The following is an 18095-nucleotide window of genomic DNA, read 5'->3' on the forward strand; positions in this document are numbered from 1 at the left end:
TTCGCAATGCGGCCCCCTACATGAAATCTTTCCTCCGCTACTACCGTGAGTTAGGGGTTACGCGTTTCATCGTCGTGGACGACCGATCAGATGACGGCACGACGGAAATTCTGTCAGCTGCACCCGATGTGGACCTGTTCGGTTCAAATGTGCGTTATGCGGAGGCTGACCGGGGACGGGCTTGGCGTGATGCCCTGTTCAATCTTTACGGACGTGAGCGCTGGTATCTGTCTGTCGATGCCGACGAGTTTTTCGTGTTTCCAAGGATGGAGCAGCGGGATATTCGCTCCTTTATCAATGAACTCGATCAAAACGGAATCCGTCGGTGTCTGGCCCCGATGATCGACATGTATCCTGGCGGTTTGTTGCGCGACGGGATCTTCGTTGATGATGGGACGAAATATCCGTTTGAGGTTTCATCCCATTTCGACGGCGATGGTTATACGGCGACACCGGAGAAATTTGGCGTCGCGGTGCGCGGCGGGCCGCGTTTACGCTTGTTCGGACGCAGCATGCGGCTTTCCAAATTTCCGCTGATGTGGGTCGACAAGAAGACAGATTATCGCCGGGGCAGCATTCATGGGCCGGGGCCGTGTTTCCGGAACTTCCTTCCGGCAACAGGCGCTCTTCTTCATTACCGCTTTTCGTCACTTTCAGTTGGTGAGTTCAAACGCATTGCATCGGAAAAGAGCCATGCAGGCGGCGCTGAGCACTACCGCGCTATTATCGAAAACGAGCGTTTTTCAGACGAACTGTCGCTTGTCTATGAAGGTTCGGTCCAGTACACAGGTTCTGATTGTCTGGTTAAGCGCGGCTTCATGGCCGAATTGGGCGACATGGAGCGTGGAAGCAGGCCGACGTGTCGAGTTAGCGCGTAAACGTCTTGCGCAGGAACTGCAGCAATATGTCATTGCGCCTGATCGTGAGGCGCGGAATGCCGAACGGATCGTCAGTTGATCGTGCGCGACGCTTTTCCGTCGTCGTCGCGTTTGTATAGCCCGCCGCTTCGACAATTTTGCGTGTTGCTGCGTTTTCTCCGCCATAAGGATAGGCGAAAGACGTGACTTCGCCGCCGAGCAGGTCTTCGATCTTTATGCGCGATTGCTGGATTTGCGATATGGCTTCCTGCTCGCTTGCTTCCGGCAGGAGGATGTGGTCGAGCGTATGAGAGCCAACTTCGTGACCAAGATCCGCCCATTCGCGTAATTCGGCGACGCTCATGCAATTGGCGCGCGCAACGCCGATCTTCTGATCCCACAGATTGAAGCCGCCGATCTGATTGGCGACGAAATAATTCGTGGCGGTGAAACCGAATTCCTGCAGCACCGGCAGGGCGTTGCGGAAAACATTCTCGAAACCGTCGTCAAAGGTGATGACGGCCACTTTGTCCTGCTTGTCGCCATAAATGTAAGGCATTGCATCCCGTACCGACAGGCCGCGATAACCCAGCCGCTTGAGCCAGGACATCTGCTGGCGAAAGCGGTCTGGATGCACCGTCATGCTGCGATAGGGCGCGCGGTGTGCCGGAGGTACGTCAATCTGGTGGTAAAGAAGAATCGGAACAGGCACAGGAAACCTCAAACAGCTGCGCGCGAGCGCGATTTTATCTTCCAGCGATAAAGCGGGCGCAGAATTTCACGCTTCAGCTTGTCTGGCAGGGTACGCGATTTCTGGATTGTGCTGCCGCCAAGCTGCACCGAGATTTCCTTCACTCCGCCTGGAAGGACCGACAGCGGTTTGAGCCCGGTAACCCAGTTCATCTGTACTGTTGTATCCACTGGACGATCGAAAACTTCTGTTGCCGACAGCAACCGCTGCGCAGCTCCGCGTCCGATAAGTTGAGCCACCATGCCAAGGCCGACCGGTACCGGCTCGATGATCCGCGAAGTTCCCCTCGTCAGCACTACATGCCCGCTTTCCCGCTCGCGAAACGGAAAGCGGATAAAGCTATCGGCCTCGAGAATTTGACAAGCCGCGGAATAGGCTGCGGCAAATTCGGGTGTCAGTTCCACATCGTCTTCCAAGACGAGACCGGCATCCAGTCCCTGATCGACAATCGCCTGCCAGGCCTTTCGATGCGACAGAAAACACGCAATTTCGTTGGTACTGAGCTGGAATGGATAGCGGGGTTTGTGCGCCGACCGCCGATAGACACGGCCGATCGTTTGCATATCGAGCGTACGCCCGTCGACGGCGTTCACTACTTCCGTCTCTACGGGCAGCTTTCGAATGAGTTCTTCAACTTGCGACTGCCGGTCGGCGGCGCGCTCCAGGTGGATGATAAAAGCCTTGACGGCCCTCTGCAGGCCGTCATTCACAGTGATGTCAGGACGCGTTTCGTTCATGGTCCTTATCTACCTTGGAGCGCATAAAAAAGCTCCAGGAATTTTGCAGGTCAGACAGGCTTCCAGCCCGGCTCGACAATATCGGCTTCTGTCCGCCACAAATCGGCATAGTCGACGTTCTGCCAATCCTTGAACCAAGGGCCGCCGCGCGTGTAATGTACGACTTTCGGCAGTCCGGTTTCCGGCTTCTCGTTCCAGCCTTCCAGCCAGTTGTAATCCGTCGGCAACGCACCGATTTCATCATCGGCAGCCCATTGCATGCGGTGCAGATAAGCGCCGGTTTCGCTGTTGATCAGCTCCGGTGTCAATTGGCGTGTGGCGGGATGTTCGCAGTTGAACAACATGCAGGACGACCAGTTCTTGCGCGGATAGCTGGTCTGCACCTTGCCGTCCATCTTCACACTGTCTTTGGGTTGGTAATCGTGCTGAACGCAATAAACGGCCTTCGACGGATCATTATAGGATTGCAGGCCAGCAATATCGCCAAGGAAAAGGAAGTCGCAATCGCAGAAAAGCGCCCATCCCTTATAGCCCGCAAGCCATGGCGTGAAAAAACGCGAATAGGTAAACTCTGTCGATGCCAGCGGATCGACTTCACGCGTGTAGACCCCTTCATCGACAAGGTCCTGCAACTTGATCGGCACAATCTCCAGCGGGATAGAGGAATGTTTCAGTGCTGATGCCTTGGCGACTTCATATGCGATGGGTTCGCGAGAATCCCATCCGATGAAAATGCGTAACGGTTCACTCATTCATAGGCTCCTCTAAAGAGATTGTGTCGTGATCGTCCCCACGTTTTCCGCTGGAAACATAATGATGGCGCTGGATCACTGGATGAGGCTGATGCGTCCGGATTTGACCTTCTGCTCAACCCAATTGCGCTCATCTCCCCAGGTATGGCGTTTCCAGCCTTCCCAGGTGAAGCCGCAGATTTTTACGTCCCAGCTTTCCTCTGGACATTTTCCGAGCATGTACCAGATGCCAAAAAAGCCGGTACTTGGAAAGGCTTTGCTTATATTTTCGTCGGTTACACCCAGCTCTTTACATCCGGCCAGATAGAATTGGGGCGGCATGATCCGGATTTCCTTGCCAGCTGAACCGACGACCTCAATGGTCTGCATCGTCCAGTCGCCGCGCCTGCCCTTGAGACGGGAGAGGAAATTCGGGCCAGGGTGATATTTGCGGATGATGCTTGGATGATAAGCGAGCATTACTTCCTTGGCCGCCTTGAAAGTCGGTGTCTGTACGAAGCCCGGATCGCGAAGCCGTCGCTGCATTGGTTTGCTGGAGGTTGCCAGCATCAGAAGATCTGTCCGGGTGCCGCTCATGCCGATGGATTGTTTGGGTTCATTGAAACGGACGACAAAATCCGCTGCATCCACTTCGGCAGAAAGATCACGCGGTAAAGGCGCGTTGCCGACGATGATCAATGTCTTTTTCATGCACTCCAACTCTAATTAGAATGAACCTGTGCCGGTTTTTGAGACGGCAGGTATATCTAAATTAGAATTACATAATGATTACAATAGTTGGAGGCTATTTCTTCGAGAGGCGGGAAGCTCGAGTGAAACACCGGGATTTCGCTGCAATCACAGCGGCCATGCAGGATCACTTCTCAAAATCGGAGAAAGACGGAAGCTCATTGGTGGGAGCAAGATGAAAAGAGGATATCGCCAAGAATCTTCGCACCGATTTCCATCGCGTCGCATACGAAGCCGCTTTTGCCTGATGCAACAAATCAGGGCCGGTTTACCGTTTTGGCAAGCAGCCCTGCTTCAACTACACGTCTCCCGGCTTCTTGAAGCGGATGTGGATGTTGTCGCTTGCGAGATCGAAGCCCGCATAGTTACGTTGAAAGGCAATGAGCGCGTCGTTGACGCCCTTTGAAAAATCGTCTTCCTGCACGTCGATATGGTGCCGATAGAGGATTCTGTCGTCCTTATAGAATATAACCTGACCTTCCATCATAGCCTCCTTCTGATGACGCGCAGAGCAGAAAATCCGTCGGCGGTTTCAGGCGTCGCGCGCTTTGAAACGGGTGGGTAGAGCAATGTTCTACACACGGGCCTATGGCTGAAGAGGTGCCAAGAGCACTTATCCAGTCGGTATATCTATTTGAGATAGGCGATATGGTGTGCGTTTCAAGATGATGCGGTGCTGGTTCCGGCTTTGCTCAGCTCGAGCCATGCGCGAGCTGCGTGAGACAGGAATGCGCCTTTTCGCCAGATCAGCGCCAGATGCCAGTTCACATCAGCGCCTTTGATCCGGTGGATACGAACGCCCGGGTGATGCCGCTGTTCCGCAATCATTTTCGGCAGAAATCCGATACCCATGCCTGCCGACACAAGTTCGACAATAAAGTCAATCTGACTGGAGCGGACCGCAACACTTGGAGAAAATCCATGCGAACGACATGCGTCGAGGATGATGTGGTTGAGGGCAAAACCGCTCTCGAAAAGAATGAACGGCAGGCTGGCAATGTCCTGCAGCGAGACGCCGCTCCCGTGTGCAAGTGCATGATCGGTCGGGAGAAGCGCCACAACCGGTTCGCATCGCACATCCTGCCATTCGAAACTGTCCTCGACCGGCAGAAGCGAAGCCGCAAGTTCCACATCACCGGCCAGCAGCAGTTCTTCCAGCCGTCTGCTGCCATGCTCAACCAGTTGAATATCGATTTCAGGATAGAGCTTCGTATAGGCCGCGAAGACGGGAGCGAAAAGCACGCTGGACCCGATCGGGGGCAGGCCCAGTTTCAGCAGGCCGCGCTTGAGGCCGCGCAACTCGCCCAGCTCAGCCAGCATGTCGTCCTTTTCTGCCAGCATGGTGATCGCGCGACGAAAGACAATTTCACCTGCTGTCGTAAGGCGAGAGGGCCAGATTTCGCGATCCAGCAGAACCAACCCCAATTCGTCCTCAAGCTGTCTGACCGCCTTGCTGACGGTCGACTGGGTCGCGTTGATGGTTTTTGCGGCAGCGGAAAAACCGCCTTGCCGCACCACTTCGACAAAGGCCTGGAAGCTGCGCAAGTTCATGAGCCATTCTATTACGGAATAGCTGCAATGAAATCAATTCATTTCTAGAATAGCGTACGAGGGCCTATATTCACCGATGAAAATACATTAGTCCCCATTGGAAAAGCACATGAACGCCCACAGCCTTTTAATCCGGTTTCGTTACGCACTGCATCACAGCCGTCTGATGCAGATTGCGACGCTGGTTGGCTTTTGGCTGGCGGGTGAGCTTTTCGTCCGTCTCGTCGGTCTGCCTCTTCCCGGCGGCATTGTCGGCATGGCGCTGGTGCTGGCCCTGCTTCTGAGTGGCCGTATCAGCCTGTTCAGCATGAAGCGCGGTGCCGAATGGTTTCTGGCTGAAATGCTGCTTTTCTTCGTTCCCGCAGTGCTTGCCGTTCTCGAACATCAAGAACTGATCGGTTTGCTTGGCCTGAAAATCATGGCTGTGATCTTGCTGGGTACGTTGACGGTCATGAGTGTCACCGCATTGACGGTTGATCTCTGCTACCGTTGGAGTTTGCGTTATGTTGCTAAGTAACCCGTTTATAGCGACACTTTTCTGGTCTGCCGCAACGATCCTGCTTTATCTTGCTGCCAAGCGCGTCTACCGCCGCTTTCCCATGTGGTGGTTGACGCCGCTCGCCGTTACGCCATTGTTGCTGATGGCGCTGGTCATTGGGCTCAATCAGAACTATCGCGGCTATTTCAGCGCAACCCATTGGCTGGTAGCGCTGCTTGGACCAGCAACGGTTGCCTTCGCGATCCCGATTTATCAGCAGCGCGCAACGATCCTCCGCTATTGGCCGGTGCTTCTGGCGGGCGTGGTCGTCGGAAGTTCTTCGGCTATGGCGTCTGCGTGGGGTTTGGCGCATCTGCTGGGCCTCAACGAGGCAATCAGCCTCAGCCTCATGCCGCGTTCGATGAGCACACCTTTTGCCATGACTGTCTCGGGCGACATTGGTGGTACGCCTGACCTGACAGCGATCTTCGTGGTACTAACTGGTGTGTTCGGTGCAGCTCTCGGTGAAGTCATGCTCAATTGGCTGCCGATACGCTCCGCACTGGCACGCGGAGCCCTTTTCGGCATGGGCGCACACGGAGCTGGTGTGGCCAAAGCTCACCAGATCGGCAGTGAGGAAGGTTCGATTGCCGGGCTGGTCATGGTGCTTGTCGGTCTGGTGAACGTGCTTGCCGCACCTTTGATTGCCCACTTTTTGTAAGGGGTTAATTTTACAGGTGATTCTTTAAAACGCCCGGTTTTCGGGCGTTTTCTGTATGCGTGAATCTGCCTTTTTCTTGAGCGTCAACGTCTTTGCATAACTGATATGCATTAATGACCGTTGCTGCAGAAAAGGGGAGCGGGTAAACGTCTCTTTATCGAGTTCACTCCTCCTCCCAGAACTCGATAAGGAATACGGCACTCCTCCTCCCAAGCCGTATTCAAGATCAGGCCGCGCATCCTCCTCCCGCGCGGCCTTTTTCTTTTTTAAGCTCACTGCAATCCTGCTTCGCTTTCGTCTCCATGCATTGACAATGCGTAACCGCACAGCCCCATAGGCAAGCTGCGATATCTACTCTATTTTTGACTCAAGTTCTGAATCGGGGAGACAGCGTCCATGACAAGCGGCATCCACCACATTACCCTCATCACCCGAAAAGTGCAGGCGAATGTCGATTTCTATGCCGGTTTTCTGGGATTGCGTATCGTCAAGCAGACGGGCGGGTTTGAAGATGCCGAGCAGCTCCATCTGTTCTATGGCGACCGTTCGGGTACGCCCGGATCGTTAATTACGTTCCTGGTGTGGGAAGATGGTGCCAGGGGCCGTGTCGGCCATGGTCAGGTTAGCGAAATCGCACTTGCCATTGATCGCACTGCCATCGGTTTCTGGTTGGAGCGCGCCTTGCGCTATCATGTGCCATCCGAAGGACCGGTTCAGGAGTTTGGCGAGCCTGTTCTGCGCCTGCGCGATCCCGATGGTGTGATCGTCAAGCTTGTCGGTTGCGATCTTGCCGCTAACGATGCGTGGGAAAGCGAAGGTATTCCGGCAGCTTTCGCCGTCAGGCGTTTGCGTGCCACGACCATTCTGTCCGAAGCGCCGGAACAGACGGCTGGTTTCATCGAACGCCATTTTGGTTTCAGGCCTTCGGCGAAAGAGGGCACGATAGATCGTCTTCTGTCAGATTCCGGCGATGCCATTGATGTGCGTGATGCGGGCGGCTTCTGGCCGGGTATTCCTGGCACGGGCATTGCCGATCATGTCGCTTTTCGTGCCGCCGATACTGGTGAAGTGGAAAAGGCGGAGAAGGAACTGTCGAAGCTCAACTCTAGTGCCGTCAATGTGCACGACCGCAAATATTTCACGTCGCTCTATGTTCGCGAGCCGGGTGGAACGCTGTTCGAATTTGCAACCGATGCGCCGGGCTTCGCAATAGACGAGCCGGTCGAGAAACTGGGCCAGTTCCTGTTCGTGCCGCCGGGCAATGAAGAAAAGGCCGATGCCATCCGGGCACGGATGCCGCAATTTGCCCTGCCGGGCGAAGAGCGCGTCATCTATCGCGACCTGCCTTTCGTTCATCGGATACACCAGCCGGAAGACCCGGATGGCAGTACGCTAGTGCTCTTGCACGGTACTGGCGGGAACGAAAATGACCTGATGCCTTTCGCCCGCAAGGTTGCGCCACGCGCAATCCTGCTGGGGGTACGTGGACGCAGTACGGAAGAGGGTATCCAGCGCTGGTTCCGTCGCTTCGACCTGAAAAAGTTCGATCAGGCCGATATTCAGTTTGAAGCGCAGGCATTCGAGGCTTTCGTTGAAGGTGCCGCCGTTGCTTATGGCATCGATCTGAACCGGACGGCCTTTATCGGGAACTCCAACGGCGCAAATCTGCTGGCGGCTTTCATGCGCCTGCATCCGCATGTGGTTCGCACGGCGGTTCTTCTGCGTGGTCAGGAGGTTCTGGAGGAGCAGCCCGATGGCGCGGATTTGTCGGATGCTTCAGTGCTTTTGATGAACGGCGCTTCCGATCCTTTTGGAGATGGGAACGGAACACTGGAAAAAGCCCTGAGAGAAGACGGGGCCGATCTTACGATCAGTAAGGTCGAGGCCGGGCATGCGCTCATAGATGAAGATATCCGCATCGTAAGCGACTGGCTTCGAGACAAGATATAAGTAAAAGGGCTGCGGAGAGTTCCGCAGCCCTTTTACTATATTAATCAAGCGGTTTCAGGTTTCGCTCGATCGCTTCGCGCTTTCCTTCGAGGAAAGGCGGAAGCGACAGGCTTTCGCCAAGGCTTTCAAGTGGCTCGTCGACTGCAAAGCCGGGACCATCGGTCGCGATCTCGAACAGGATGCCGTTCGGCTCGCGGAAGTAGAGCGAGCGGAAATAGTAGCGTTCGACTTCGCCGCTTGACGGCATACGCACAGACCGCAGGCGGTCGACCCATTCCTGCATGCCTTCCTGATCCGGCGTGCGGAATGCCACATGGTGCACAGCGCCCGCACCCTGCCATGCAGTGGGGAGGTTCGGCTGTACCGCGACATGCAGTTCGGCTGCAGCTCCGCCCGGACCCATGGAGAAGACATGGACATGACCTTCACCGTCAGGCGAAACGTAATCGCCGGTCTGGCGTATGTTCATGACCTTTTCCAGAATGATCTGGGTGGGCGCCAGTTCGGGAACACTGAGCGTAATCGGTCCGAGGCCCCTGATCTGTTTTTCTGCAGGCACAGGACTCCGGTCCCAACTGTGTGCTTCCCCCGCGCCACCGTCATCGGTCAGACGCAGACGCTGCCCCTCCGGGTCCTCGAAGTCGAGAACGGCCCGTCCTGCAACTTCGAAAATATCGCCGGTCTGGACGCCTTTATCGTTCAGGTGCTTTCGCCACCATTCTAGGTTTTCCACACCGTTCACACGCAAGCCGGTACGGATAACGCTATTGGTGCCGCGCTGTTCGCGCTGTACCGGCCAGTCAAAAAAGGTAACGTCCGTGCCGGGCGAAGCCAGCCCGTCTGCGTAAAACAGATGGTAGGCGCTGGTGTCGTCCTGATTGACGGTTTTCTTGACGAGCCGAAGTCCGAGCGTGTCGGTGTAGAAGCGCCGGTTGCCGGGCGCGTCGGCGGTGATGGCTGTCAAATGATGCAGCCCTGTCAGTTCCGATGCCATAATGTGCCTCCTTCAGATACGGAGTTGCTGTTGGCGGTTATATCGGTCGGGGCAGCCCGCGAGGAAAGTATCACCTGTTGAACAGTGTGTAACCAATAAGCCGCAATCGTCTTGCGTTCCGACAACGGTGGATAATTGGGGCTTGGCAGAACCTTTCACGTAAAGAATATATTAACCCTCAAATTTCGGGTGTAATACCAAAACTAGATGAGTTTGACCCATCGAGTTTTGGTTGAGCTTGTGCGGCGATTGAGCATTTTCAGGGCGTGATGCGTCAGTATCGCAGCGCTCTGGTATAAGAGACCTGCTGGCGTAGCGTTTAGGGAGTTTGGTTTTGCGGCGCATTTTTTCTCGGACTGCCCCTGCGTTGCTTGTTCTGATGTCTCTGCTTGCCGGTTGCGCCAGCCGGCCTGAAGGTGTGCTTGTACCCGTTGGCGATGCCGCTTCTCCCGGTACCACCAAGGTCGATCTTGTCGTGGCGACCACGCGCCGTCCATCCGACAAACCGGGCATTCTTTTCTCCGGCGAGCGTGACAAGCTCGTGTCGCTCAACGAGATTGTTGTGTCCATTCCGCCGGAAAAAAACCGCAAGGCGGGTGAAGTACAGTGGCCCAAGAAGCTGCCACCCAATCCGCAGAAGGATTTCACCACCGTCAGCGTGACGCCGCTCAAGACAGATGTGGAAATGGCAGGCTGGGTTCGCCCGCATCTGACCAAGAGTCGCCGCGTGATGGTCTTCGTGCACGGCTTCAACAATACGTTCGAGGATTCCGTCTATCGCTTTGCCCAGATCGTGCACGATTCTGGAGCCGATGTTGCGCCGGTGATCTTCACCTGGCCGTCGCGTGCCAGCGTGTTCGACTATAATTACGATAAGGAAAGCACCAACTATTCCCGCGACGCGCTGGAACAGATATTGCGCGCCATCGTTCGCGAACCCGAAGTCAAGGATATCACGGTCATGGCCCACTCAATGGGCAGCTGGCTGACGGTCGAGGCTCTGCGGCAGATGGCTATCCGCGACGGTCGCGTGAATGCCAAGATAACAGACGTCATTCTCGCATCGCCCGATCTCGACGTCGATGTGTTCTCGAAACAGTTTCTGGCGATGGGCAAGCAGCATCCGCGCTTCACATTGTTCACGTCGCGAGATGACAAGGCACTTGCATTGTCACGGCGTATTTCCGGCAATATCGACCGTCTCGGCCAGATCGATCCGTCAATCGAGCCGTATCGCTCCGAGCTTGAAAAAGCAGGCATTAGTGTCATCGATCTCACCAAGCTCAAGTCGGGCGATAGGCTCAACCATGGCAAATTCGCCTCCAGTCCAGAGGTCGTACAGCTGATCGGTCAGCGCCTTGTTGCAGGCCAGACCATCACGGATTCGCAGGTCGGTCTCGGTGATCGTCTGGGTGCAGTCGCGATCGGTACGGCCCAAGGTGTCGGTACGGCGGCTTCGCTGGTGGTAACAGCGCCGATTGCCGTGTTCGATCCGAACACGCGCAAAACCTATGACGAGCAGATTGATCGTTTCGGCCGTGCTGTCGGCAATACGGTTGGCGCAGTCACGATCCCGACGCAGTAGAACGCTTTGCCTCTGCAGTTGTCTTATTTAAGCTGACGCTGTAGGACTCGCGGCCAGAAAGTTCGGGCCGCGAGGAGGACCTCATGCAGATTATCCGCACCATCGAGGAGTTGCGGCAGGTGCTGGCGCCTGCGCGTCGTGCGGGCAAGCGCATCGGCTTCGTGCCGACAATGGGCTATCTTCACAAAGGCCATCTGGAACTTGTTCACCGGTCGCGCGCCGACAATGACGTGACTGTCGTGTCGATCTTCGTCAATCCGCTGCAATTTGGCGCGAATGAAGACCTCGACAAATATCCGCGCGATCTGGAACGCGATGCGGCTCTATTGCGCGGGGCAGAGGTCGATTACCTCTTCGCACCAGCCGTCAGCGAGATGTATCCGCGCCCAATGCAGACCGTGGTGGATGTGCCAGCCCTTGGCAACCAGATGGAAGGTGAGGCGCGTCCCGGCCACTTCGCCGGTGTCGCAACGGTGGTCAGCAAGCTTTTCAATATCGTTGGGCCTGATACCGCTTATTTCGGCGAAAAGGACTTTCAACAGCTCGTGATCATCCGCCGCATGGTGGAGGATATGGCGATACCCGTACGCGTGGTCGGTGTTGAGACGGTGCGGGAGAATGACGGGCTCGCCTGTTCGTCGCGCAACGTCTATCTGACGCCCGAACAGCGCGCCGCTGCCATCATCGTGCCGAAGGCGCTTGATGAGGCCGAGCGGCTTTATCGGTCCGGTCTGGACGATCCCGATGCGCTGGAAGCGGCAATTCGCGCCTTTATTGCCACAGAGCCGCTGGCGATGCCGGAAGTTGTGGCGCTGCGTGACCCCGAAACGCTGGAGCGCCTGGCGGCGGTGCAGGGGCACCCGGTGCTGATTGCGCTGTTCGTACGGCTTGGCACGACGCGGCTCCTCGATAATCGCGTGATTGCGCATGTCGCGCAGGAACAGGCGGCGTGAGATGAGCGCGCCCGTCAAACAGAAGCGACTGACGCCCAAGGCTATCTCGGCCCTGAAGGGTGAACGCCCGATTGTCAGCCTCACCGCCTATACGACACCGATTGCGCGTCTGCTCGATCCGCATTGCGACCTGCTTTTGGTGGGGGATTCGCTCGGCATGGTGCTTTACGGCATGGATTCCACCCTTGCCGTGACGCTCGACATGATGATCGCCCATGGACAGGCGGTGATGCGCGGAGCGGAGACGGCTTGTGTCATCGTCGATATGCCGTTCGGTTCCTATCAGGAATCGAAGGAACAGGCGTTCCGCAATGCCGCCCGCGTGATGCAGGAAACCGGCTGCGACGGCGTCAAGCTCGAAGGCGGGGAGGAAATGGCCGAAACGGTCGATTTTCTGGTTCGGCGGGGCATTCCGGTGTTCGGTCATGTCGGCCTGATGCCGCAACAGGTCAATACGGTTGGCGGCTTCCGCTCGCTCGGACGCGATGACGATGAGGCCGACCGCATTCGCCGCGATGCGCAGGCTATCGCCGATGCCGGTGTCTTTGCGCTGGTCATTGAAGGCACGGTGGAGCCGCTGGCGCGCGCGATCACCGCATCGCTCTCCGTTCCGACGGTCGGCATCGGGGCTTCGGCAGCCTGCGACGGGCAGATACTGGTCTCCGACGATATGCTGGGGCTGTTTCAGGATTTCACACCGCGCTTTGTGAAGCGCTTTGCTCAATTGGCGCCGCAAGTGTCCGATGCGGCGAAAGCCTATGCCGAGGAGGTGCGGGCGCGTACATTCCCGGGGCCGGAGCATGTTTTCGGCGCTAAACCGAAAACTTAACCCTTAAATTCTGTGCCGTATGGCGGTAGCGCCTTGTAATTATTCGTCAATCGCGTTCAATGTCGGAAGTATTTTCCGGAGTTGCCGTGACCGACGATATTGCCCATACCGAACTGATTGCCGTGCTGGCCGCCGTGACCAGCGAACAGCCGCGCGTCATGACCGTGCGGCAGGGGCAAGCCCTGCCATCCGGCCCATTCGAAAGCGAGCACCGTTCGTTGCAATCGGGTCTGCGCGCCTGGGTGCAGTCGGAAACCGCGCATCCGGTCGGCTATCTGGAGCAGCTCTACACCTTTGCCGACCGTGACCGTCACGCGCAGGGCGAACGCATCATCTCGATCAGCTATCTCGGCCTCGTGCGCGAAAGCGATGCGGCGGCAGGGCAGGCGGGCTGGCGCGGCTGGTATGATTATCTGCCATGGGAAGATCACCGTCAGGGCGAACCGGCCATCATGGAGCATCTCAACAATGCGCTCCTTGTCTGGGCCTATCGGGCCGAAACGCCGGAACTGACCGCGCAGCGCATGCGGCGCATCGCCTTCACTTTCGGCTTTGAAAACGGCGAGTGGGGCGGGCGCTGGAACGAAGACCTCGTGTTGCAGCGCTATGAGCTTCTTTACGAGGCCGGGCTGGTGGCGGAAGCCGGGATGAAGGAAGACGAGAACGGTCGTTCCATGTTTGCCGATCATCGCCGCATCCTTGCCACGGCGATTGCGCGGCTGCGCGCCAAGATCAAATACCGCCCGGTAGTGTTCGAGCTGATGCCGGACAGTTTTACGCTTTTGCAACTCCAACGGACTGTCGAAGCGCTGGCGGGCCTGCGCCTGCACAAGCAGAATTTCCGCCGCCTGATCGAGCAGCAGGATCTCGTCGAAGAAACCGGCGAAAGCGACAGCGAAACCGGCGGTCGCCCGGCAAAACTGTTCCGTTTCCGCTACTCGATTGTCGAGGAACGCGCCCTTTCCGAGCGCCATCTGGCTGGAGCCAAGCTGCCAATCTCCCGCGATTGACAATATACTCGAATCGAGTATAAGTTCATAAACATTAAATACTCATATTGAGTATAAATGGGTAGACAAGCATTTCCAGCAAAAGTGCGAAGCGGTTTTGCGCGGGACAATGCGTAGGTGACCTTGGAGGTCCAACCATGAACGATCATGTTTCCGTTTCGCAACTCTATGACCGCGTGGCCAAGGTGCTGCCCAAGGCGGAGTGGCTGGGCTTCGAAGACGACGTCGCAGCCATTCTCGAGCTGAAGAAAAAGCGTAATGCCGTCATCCTTGCGCATAATTACCAGACACCGGAAATCTTCCACTGCGTGGCCGATATTGTCGGCGACAGTCTGGCGCTGGCGCGCAAGGCTGCGGAGGTCGATGCCGATGTGATCGTGCTGGCGGGCGTGCATTTCATGGCCGAGACGGCCAAGCTGCTCAATCCCGGCAAGACGGTGCTGATCCCCGATATGGCTGCGGGCTGTTCGCTGGCCGACAGCATCACGCCGGAAGATGTGGCGCTGTTGCGCGAGGCGCATCCCGGCGTGCCGATCGTCACCTATGTCAACACATCTGCTGCCGTGAAGGCGGTATCCGATATTTGCTGCACCTCGGGCAATGCGAAAAAGGTGGTGGAATCGCTTGGCGTACCGCGCGTGCTGATGATCCCCGACGAGTTTCTGGCGCAGAATGTGGCCCGCGAAACCGATGTCGAAATTCTCGCCTGGCATGGCCATTGCGAGGTGCATGAGCGGTTCACGCCCGACGATATCCGCGAATTGCGCGAAAGCCACCCCGGCGTGGTGGTTCTGGCCCATCCCGAATGCCCGCCGGACGTGGTGGCAGTTGCCGATTTCGCCGGTTCCACGGCGGTCATGTCGGACTATGTCGGCGAAAAGAAGCCGCAGCGTGTCGTGCTTTTGACCGAATGCTCGATGAGCGACAATGTTGCCGTCGACCACCCGGATGTCGAGTTCATCCGCCCGTGCAATCTCTGCCCGCATATGAAGCGGATCACGCTCGCCAATATTCGCGATGCGCTGGAAAACAACCGCCATGAAGTGACCGTCGATGCCGCACTGATGGAACCTGCCCGACGCGCCGTCGAGCGGATGCTGGCGGTATGAATACGCTCCCGGTCCTCGTCATTGGCAGCGGCCTTGCCGGTCTGATGACGGCGCTGACGCTCTCTCCGCAGCCGGTCTTGTTGGTGACGGTGGGAAACCTCGGCCTGTCCGGTTCCAGCACCTTGGCGCAGGGCGGCATTGCCGCAAGTGTTGGCGCGGACGACAGCACGGCGCTGCATCTGGCCGATACGATTGTGGCGGGCGACGGCCTGTGTGACGCAGGCGTGGCGGCAGAAATCATCGCGGCGGGCGCGGAGGTCGTGGCCGCGCTCGAAGCGCATGGCGTGCACTTCGACCGCAAGGCGGACGGTTCGTTTTCGCTCGGTCTGGAAGCTGCCCATAGCCGCCATCGCATCGTGCATGTGGATGGCGATGCGACGGGCGCGGGCATCGTGCGCGCCTTGATCGAAAGGGTTCTGGCGACGCCTTCCATCACCCTCATGGAAAACACTCGCGCCCTGCGGCTCCTCAGGCAGGACGACCGTGTTGTGGGTGCCAGCCTTGAAAATGTCGGGCCGGTTGTAGCCCGCGCCGTGGTGCTGGCGACGGGCGGGATCGGCGGACTTTATCAGGCAACGACCACGCCGCTCGGCAATCTTGGGCAGGGAGCCGCATTGGCAGGCCGCGCGGGCGCTGTGCTTGCCGATATGGAATTCGTGCAGTTCCACCCAACGGCGCTTGCCGTTTCTGCGCCGCGCCTGCCGCTCATCAGCGAGGCGGTGCGCGGGGAGGGTGCTCAACTTGTCAATGATCGCGGCGAGCGCTTCATGGGCGATATTCCGGGCCGCGAGCTTGCACCCCGTGATGTGGTGGCGCGCGCTATCGGCAGCGAGATTGCGCAAGGGCGCAAGGTCTTTCTCGATGCGCGCGCGGCTCTGGGCGCGCGGTTTGCGAGCCGGTTTCCGGGTATCGACGCGCTTTGCAGACAGCATGGCATCGATCCGGCCATGGATATGATCCCGGTCAGACCGGCCACGCATTACCATATGGGCGGGATCAGGACCGACGGCAATGGGCGCAGCAGTCTGCCGGGTCTCTGGGCGGTGGGCGAAGCGGCCTGCACCGGCCTGCATGGCGCGAACCGGCTTGCCAGCAATTCGCTGCTTGAAGCCGCCGCGATGGGGCTGCGCGCCGCACGCGCGCTCGGTGATGAAAGCGCGGTCGCCGTTCGGCATCCCGTGCCGGTCAGCCCGCCGCAAAATGCCGATCCCGAACCGGTACGGCGCATTGTTTCCAACCATCTTGGCCTGCTGCGTGATGAAGAAGGTTTGCGTTCTGCAATCACCACCCTTCTCCTCCTCGCGGAGACCGACGATGCCGCAGCTGTGGCGCTGGTCGCTGCAGTTGCGGCATTTGAACGGCGCGAGTCCCGCGGCAGCCATGCCCGCACCGATTATCCCGCCAAAGATGCGGCCCCAGCCCGCAGCTTTCTCACCTTTCCGGCAGCTTTCGCATTGGCTCGCGAAATAGCCGCGTCTCACCCTGTTGCAAGGATTGCATGATGAACCTGCCGCGCCTGTCTCCGCTTGTCGTCGAACCGATGGTGCGCGCCGCACTTTTGGAAGATCTGGGGCTTGCTGGCGATATTACCAGCAATGCGGTGGTGCCGGAGGATCACCGCTCGGCCATGCTGTTCAGCCTGCGCCAGCCGGGCGTCATCGCCGGGCTGGATGTGGCCGAAATGGCGTTTCGTCTGGTCGATCCGGAAGTCACATTCGAACGTCTGGCGCGGGACGGTCAGTCTCTTGAGAAGGGGGCGGATGTTGCCCGCGTTTCCGGCTCGTCGCGCTCGATCCTGGCGGGGGAGCGCACGGCGCTGAATTTCCTCGGCCATCTGTCCGGCATTGCCACAGCCACCGCCGGCTTGGTGCAGGCGGTCCAAGACACCAGGGCCTCCATCGTCTGCACGCGCAAGACGACACCTGGGCTGCGCGCCTTGCAGAAATATGCCGTCAGGGCAGGCGGCGGCATGAACCACCGTTTCGCGCTTTATGATGCGGTGCTGATCAAGGATAATCATATCGCAGTCGCTGGCGGCGTGCGCAAGGCCATCGAACGCGCCAAGGCTGGTGCCGGTCACATGGTCAAGATCGAAGTCGAAGTCGATACGCTGCAACAACTCGATGAAGCCATGGAGACGGGTGTGGATGCGGTGCTGCTCGATAATATGTCGCCTGCGCAGTTGCGCGAGGCGGTGTCGGTGATCGCCGGGCGCGCCATTTCGGAAGCATCCGGCGGCATCACGCCTGAAACGGTGGCGGCGGTTGCCGCCAGCGGGGTTGATCTGATTTCGGTTGGCTGGACAACGCACAGCGCGCCAAACCTCGATATTGGGCTCGATTTTGAACTGAGTAACTGAGGCATTACGCTTTGAGTAATATGGGAGATGGCCCCTCCTGCATCACCAAATTTCAAACGTGTTCTGCTATCAGGGTTTGTTCACCTCGCGAGGCTTGGTCTTGCGTATTTGAGGCGAGAATTCCATACATAAAAACATGATTGAATTATTCATATTTTTATGTCACAAAGTCACTGACTGATAGTCAGTCATGAGTCGTGTGGCGGTCTGGCAGCTTGCTTGTGTGCGTGCCGACTGCCGGATCGCCGTCACGGCAGTACCGCTCAGAATGAGGAACATCGAGCAGGAGGGAAGCGTGATGCTTCACCATACGGAAAACTGGCCTTACGTCGTCACCCTCTCGAGGGGCGTATCGACCGCGGAAGAAACGCGTGAATTCTTTGATGTCTGGAACCGTTGGCTTGATGCAGGAACACCCTTTGTCACGATCCGCCGTTTTCTGGATGAGGATGCTCTTGCGCATCCCGAAGGCTCGGCGCGTGAAGTCAAACAGTGGTTTCAGCAGAATGCACAGCGCATTCGCGCACAGGTGCTGGGCATGGTGAACATCGTGCCGGAATCTGTTTATGAACAGGCGAGCCGCATGGATGCTGAAAAGCTGTTTCGCGTTCCGGCGGGCACATTCTCCAATGTCGACGCGGCGTTACATTGGTTGGAGGATCGGGTTGTTCGACCAAACCAGCTTGATTTTGACAGGGCGGCGATCCGGGATAAATTGGCACCGTCCTGA

Annotated in this window: 19 protein-coding genes; 12 read left to right on the plus strand and 7 right to left on the minus strand. The window is 57.6% G+C overall.

What is annotated here, in order from left to right:
* Positions 1-20: 20 nt before the first annotated feature.
* Positions 21-878, plus strand: a complete 858-nt coding sequence (locus JNC70_RS06550; protein ID WP_245414770.1) for a glycosyltransferase family 2 protein — start codon at positions 21-23, stop codon at positions 876-878.
* Here JNC70_RS06550 and JNC70_RS06555 read toward each other — a convergent pair.
* The 6 genes from JNC70_RS06555 to JNC70_RS06580 all read right to left on the minus strand — a co-directional run bounded on the left by JNC70_RS06555 (position 868) and on the right by JNC70_RS06580 (position 5377).
* A complete protein-coding gene (locus tag JNC70_RS06555; protein ID WP_104756175.1) occupies positions 868-1569 on the minus strand; it encodes a polysaccharide deacetylase family protein in 702 nt (233 codons plus the stop codon). The genes JNC70_RS06550 and JNC70_RS06555 overlap by 11 nt on opposite strands.
* 8 nt (positions 1570-1577) lie before the next feature.
* Complete coding sequence (locus tag JNC70_RS06560) at positions 1578-2345, minus strand: glycosyltransferase family 25 protein (RefSeq protein WP_104756128.1); 768 nt, start codon at positions 2343-2345, stop codon at positions 1578-1580.
* Positions 2346-2395: 50 nt separating this feature from the next.
* Positions 2396-3097 carry a glycosyltransferase gene (locus JNC70_RS06565; RefSeq protein ID WP_104756127.1) on the minus strand — a complete coding sequence of 234 codons (702 nt, stop codon included), beginning with the start codon at positions 3095-3097 and terminating at the stop codon, positions 2396-2398.
* Between the two features lie 75 nt (positions 3098-3172).
* A complete protein-coding gene (locus JNC70_RS06570) occupies positions 3173-3787 on the minus strand; it encodes a glycosyltransferase family 29 protein (RefSeq protein ID WP_104756126.1) in 615 nt (204 codons plus the stop codon).
* A 337-nt stretch (positions 3788-4124) separates the two neighbouring features.
* Positions 4125-4310, minus strand: coding sequence for a hypothetical protein (locus JNC70_RS06575; protein ID WP_104756125.1), 186 nt, complete (start codon positions 4308-4310; stop codon positions 4125-4127).
* 176 nt (positions 4311-4486) lie between these two features.
* Positions 4487-5377 (minus strand): LysR family transcriptional regulator, encoded by an 891-nt coding sequence (locus JNC70_RS06580; RefSeq protein ID WP_104756124.1) that lies wholly within the window; start codon positions 5375-5377, stop codon positions 4487-4489.
* Positions 5378-5486: 109 nt separating this feature from the next.
* Between JNC70_RS06580 and JNC70_RS06585 the strand changes: the two genes are divergently transcribed.
* The 3 genes from JNC70_RS06585 (at position 5487) to JNC70_RS06595 (ending at position 8526) form a co-directional block, all read left to right on the plus strand.
* Positions 5487-5894, plus strand: coding sequence for a CidA/LrgA family protein (locus tag JNC70_RS06585; protein WP_104756123.1), 408 nt, complete (start codon positions 5487-5489; stop codon positions 5892-5894).
* Complete coding sequence (locus JNC70_RS06590) at positions 5881-6576, plus strand: LrgB family protein (RefSeq protein WP_104756122.1); 696 nt, start codon at positions 5881-5883, stop codon at positions 6574-6576. The genes JNC70_RS06585 and JNC70_RS06590 overlap by 14 nt, the downstream gene beginning before the upstream one ends.
* Before the next feature lie 396 nt (positions 6577-6972).
* Positions 6973-8526 (plus strand): VOC family protein, encoded by a 1554-nt coding sequence (locus JNC70_RS06595; protein WP_104756121.1) that lies wholly within the window; start codon positions 6973-6975, stop codon positions 8524-8526.
* A gap of 40 nt (positions 8527-8566) precedes the next feature.
* On the opposite strand, the gene JNC70_RS06600 is transcribed toward JNC70_RS06595, so the two are convergent.
* Positions 8567-9520, minus strand: coding sequence for a ring-cleaving dioxygenase (locus JNC70_RS06600; protein WP_374788559.1), 954 nt, complete (start codon positions 9518-9520; stop codon positions 8567-8569).
* 328 nt (positions 9521-9848) lie between these two features.
* Between JNC70_RS06600 and JNC70_RS06605 the strand changes: the two genes are divergently transcribed.
* From JNC70_RS06605 to JNC70_RS06640, 8 genes are all read left to right on the plus strand, one after another.
* The gene (locus tag JNC70_RS06605) at positions 9849-11105 is read left to right on the plus strand and encodes an alpha/beta hydrolase (protein ID WP_208623461.1); all 1257 of its coding nucleotides are present in this window, start codon (positions 9849-9851) and stop codon (positions 11103-11105) included.
* Positions 11106-11188: 83 nt separating this feature from the next.
* Positions 11189-12058, plus strand: coding sequence for a pantoate--beta-alanine ligase (gene panC / locus JNC70_RS06610; protein ID WP_104756118.1), 870 nt, complete (start codon positions 11189-11191; stop codon positions 12056-12058).
* Position 12059: 1 nt separating this feature from the next.
* The gene (panB, locus tag JNC70_RS06615) at positions 12060-12887 is read left to right on the plus strand and encodes a 3-methyl-2-oxobutanoate hydroxymethyltransferase (protein ID WP_104756117.1); all 828 of its coding nucleotides are present in this window, start codon (positions 12060-12062) and stop codon (positions 12885-12887) included.
* A gap of 59 nt (positions 12888-12946) precedes the next feature.
* Positions 12947-13897 (plus strand): NUDIX hydrolase, encoded by a 951-nt coding sequence (locus JNC70_RS06620; RefSeq protein ID WP_104756116.1) that lies wholly within the window; start codon positions 12947-12949, stop codon positions 13895-13897.
* A 137-nt stretch (positions 13898-14034) separates the two neighbouring features.
* Entirely contained in the window at positions 14035-15006 is a 972-nt protein-coding gene (gene nadA, locus JNC70_RS06625) for a quinolinate synthase NadA (protein ID WP_104756115.1), read from the plus strand.
* Positions 15003-16508, plus strand: a complete 1506-nt coding sequence (locus JNC70_RS06630) for an L-aspartate oxidase (protein WP_104756114.1) — start codon at positions 15003-15005, stop codon at positions 16506-16508. The genes nadA and JNC70_RS06630 overlap by 4 nt, the downstream gene beginning before the upstream one ends.
* Positions 16508-17365 (plus strand): carboxylating nicotinate-nucleotide diphosphorylase, encoded by an 858-nt coding sequence (gene nadC / locus JNC70_RS06635; RefSeq protein WP_104756174.1) that lies wholly within the window; start codon positions 16508-16510, stop codon positions 17363-17365. Before JNC70_RS06630 ends, nadC begins: the two co-directional genes overlap by 1 nt.
* A 298-nt stretch (positions 17366-17663) precedes the next feature.
* Positions 17664-18095 (plus strand): hypothetical protein, encoded by a 432-nt coding sequence (locus JNC70_RS06640; protein ID WP_104756113.1) that lies wholly within the window; start codon positions 17664-17666, stop codon positions 18093-18095.

Source organism: Brucella oryzae (genome assembly GCF_041929965.1).
Lineage (GTDB): Bacteria > Pseudomonadota > Alphaproteobacteria > Rhizobiales > Rhizobiaceae > Brucella > Brucella oryzae.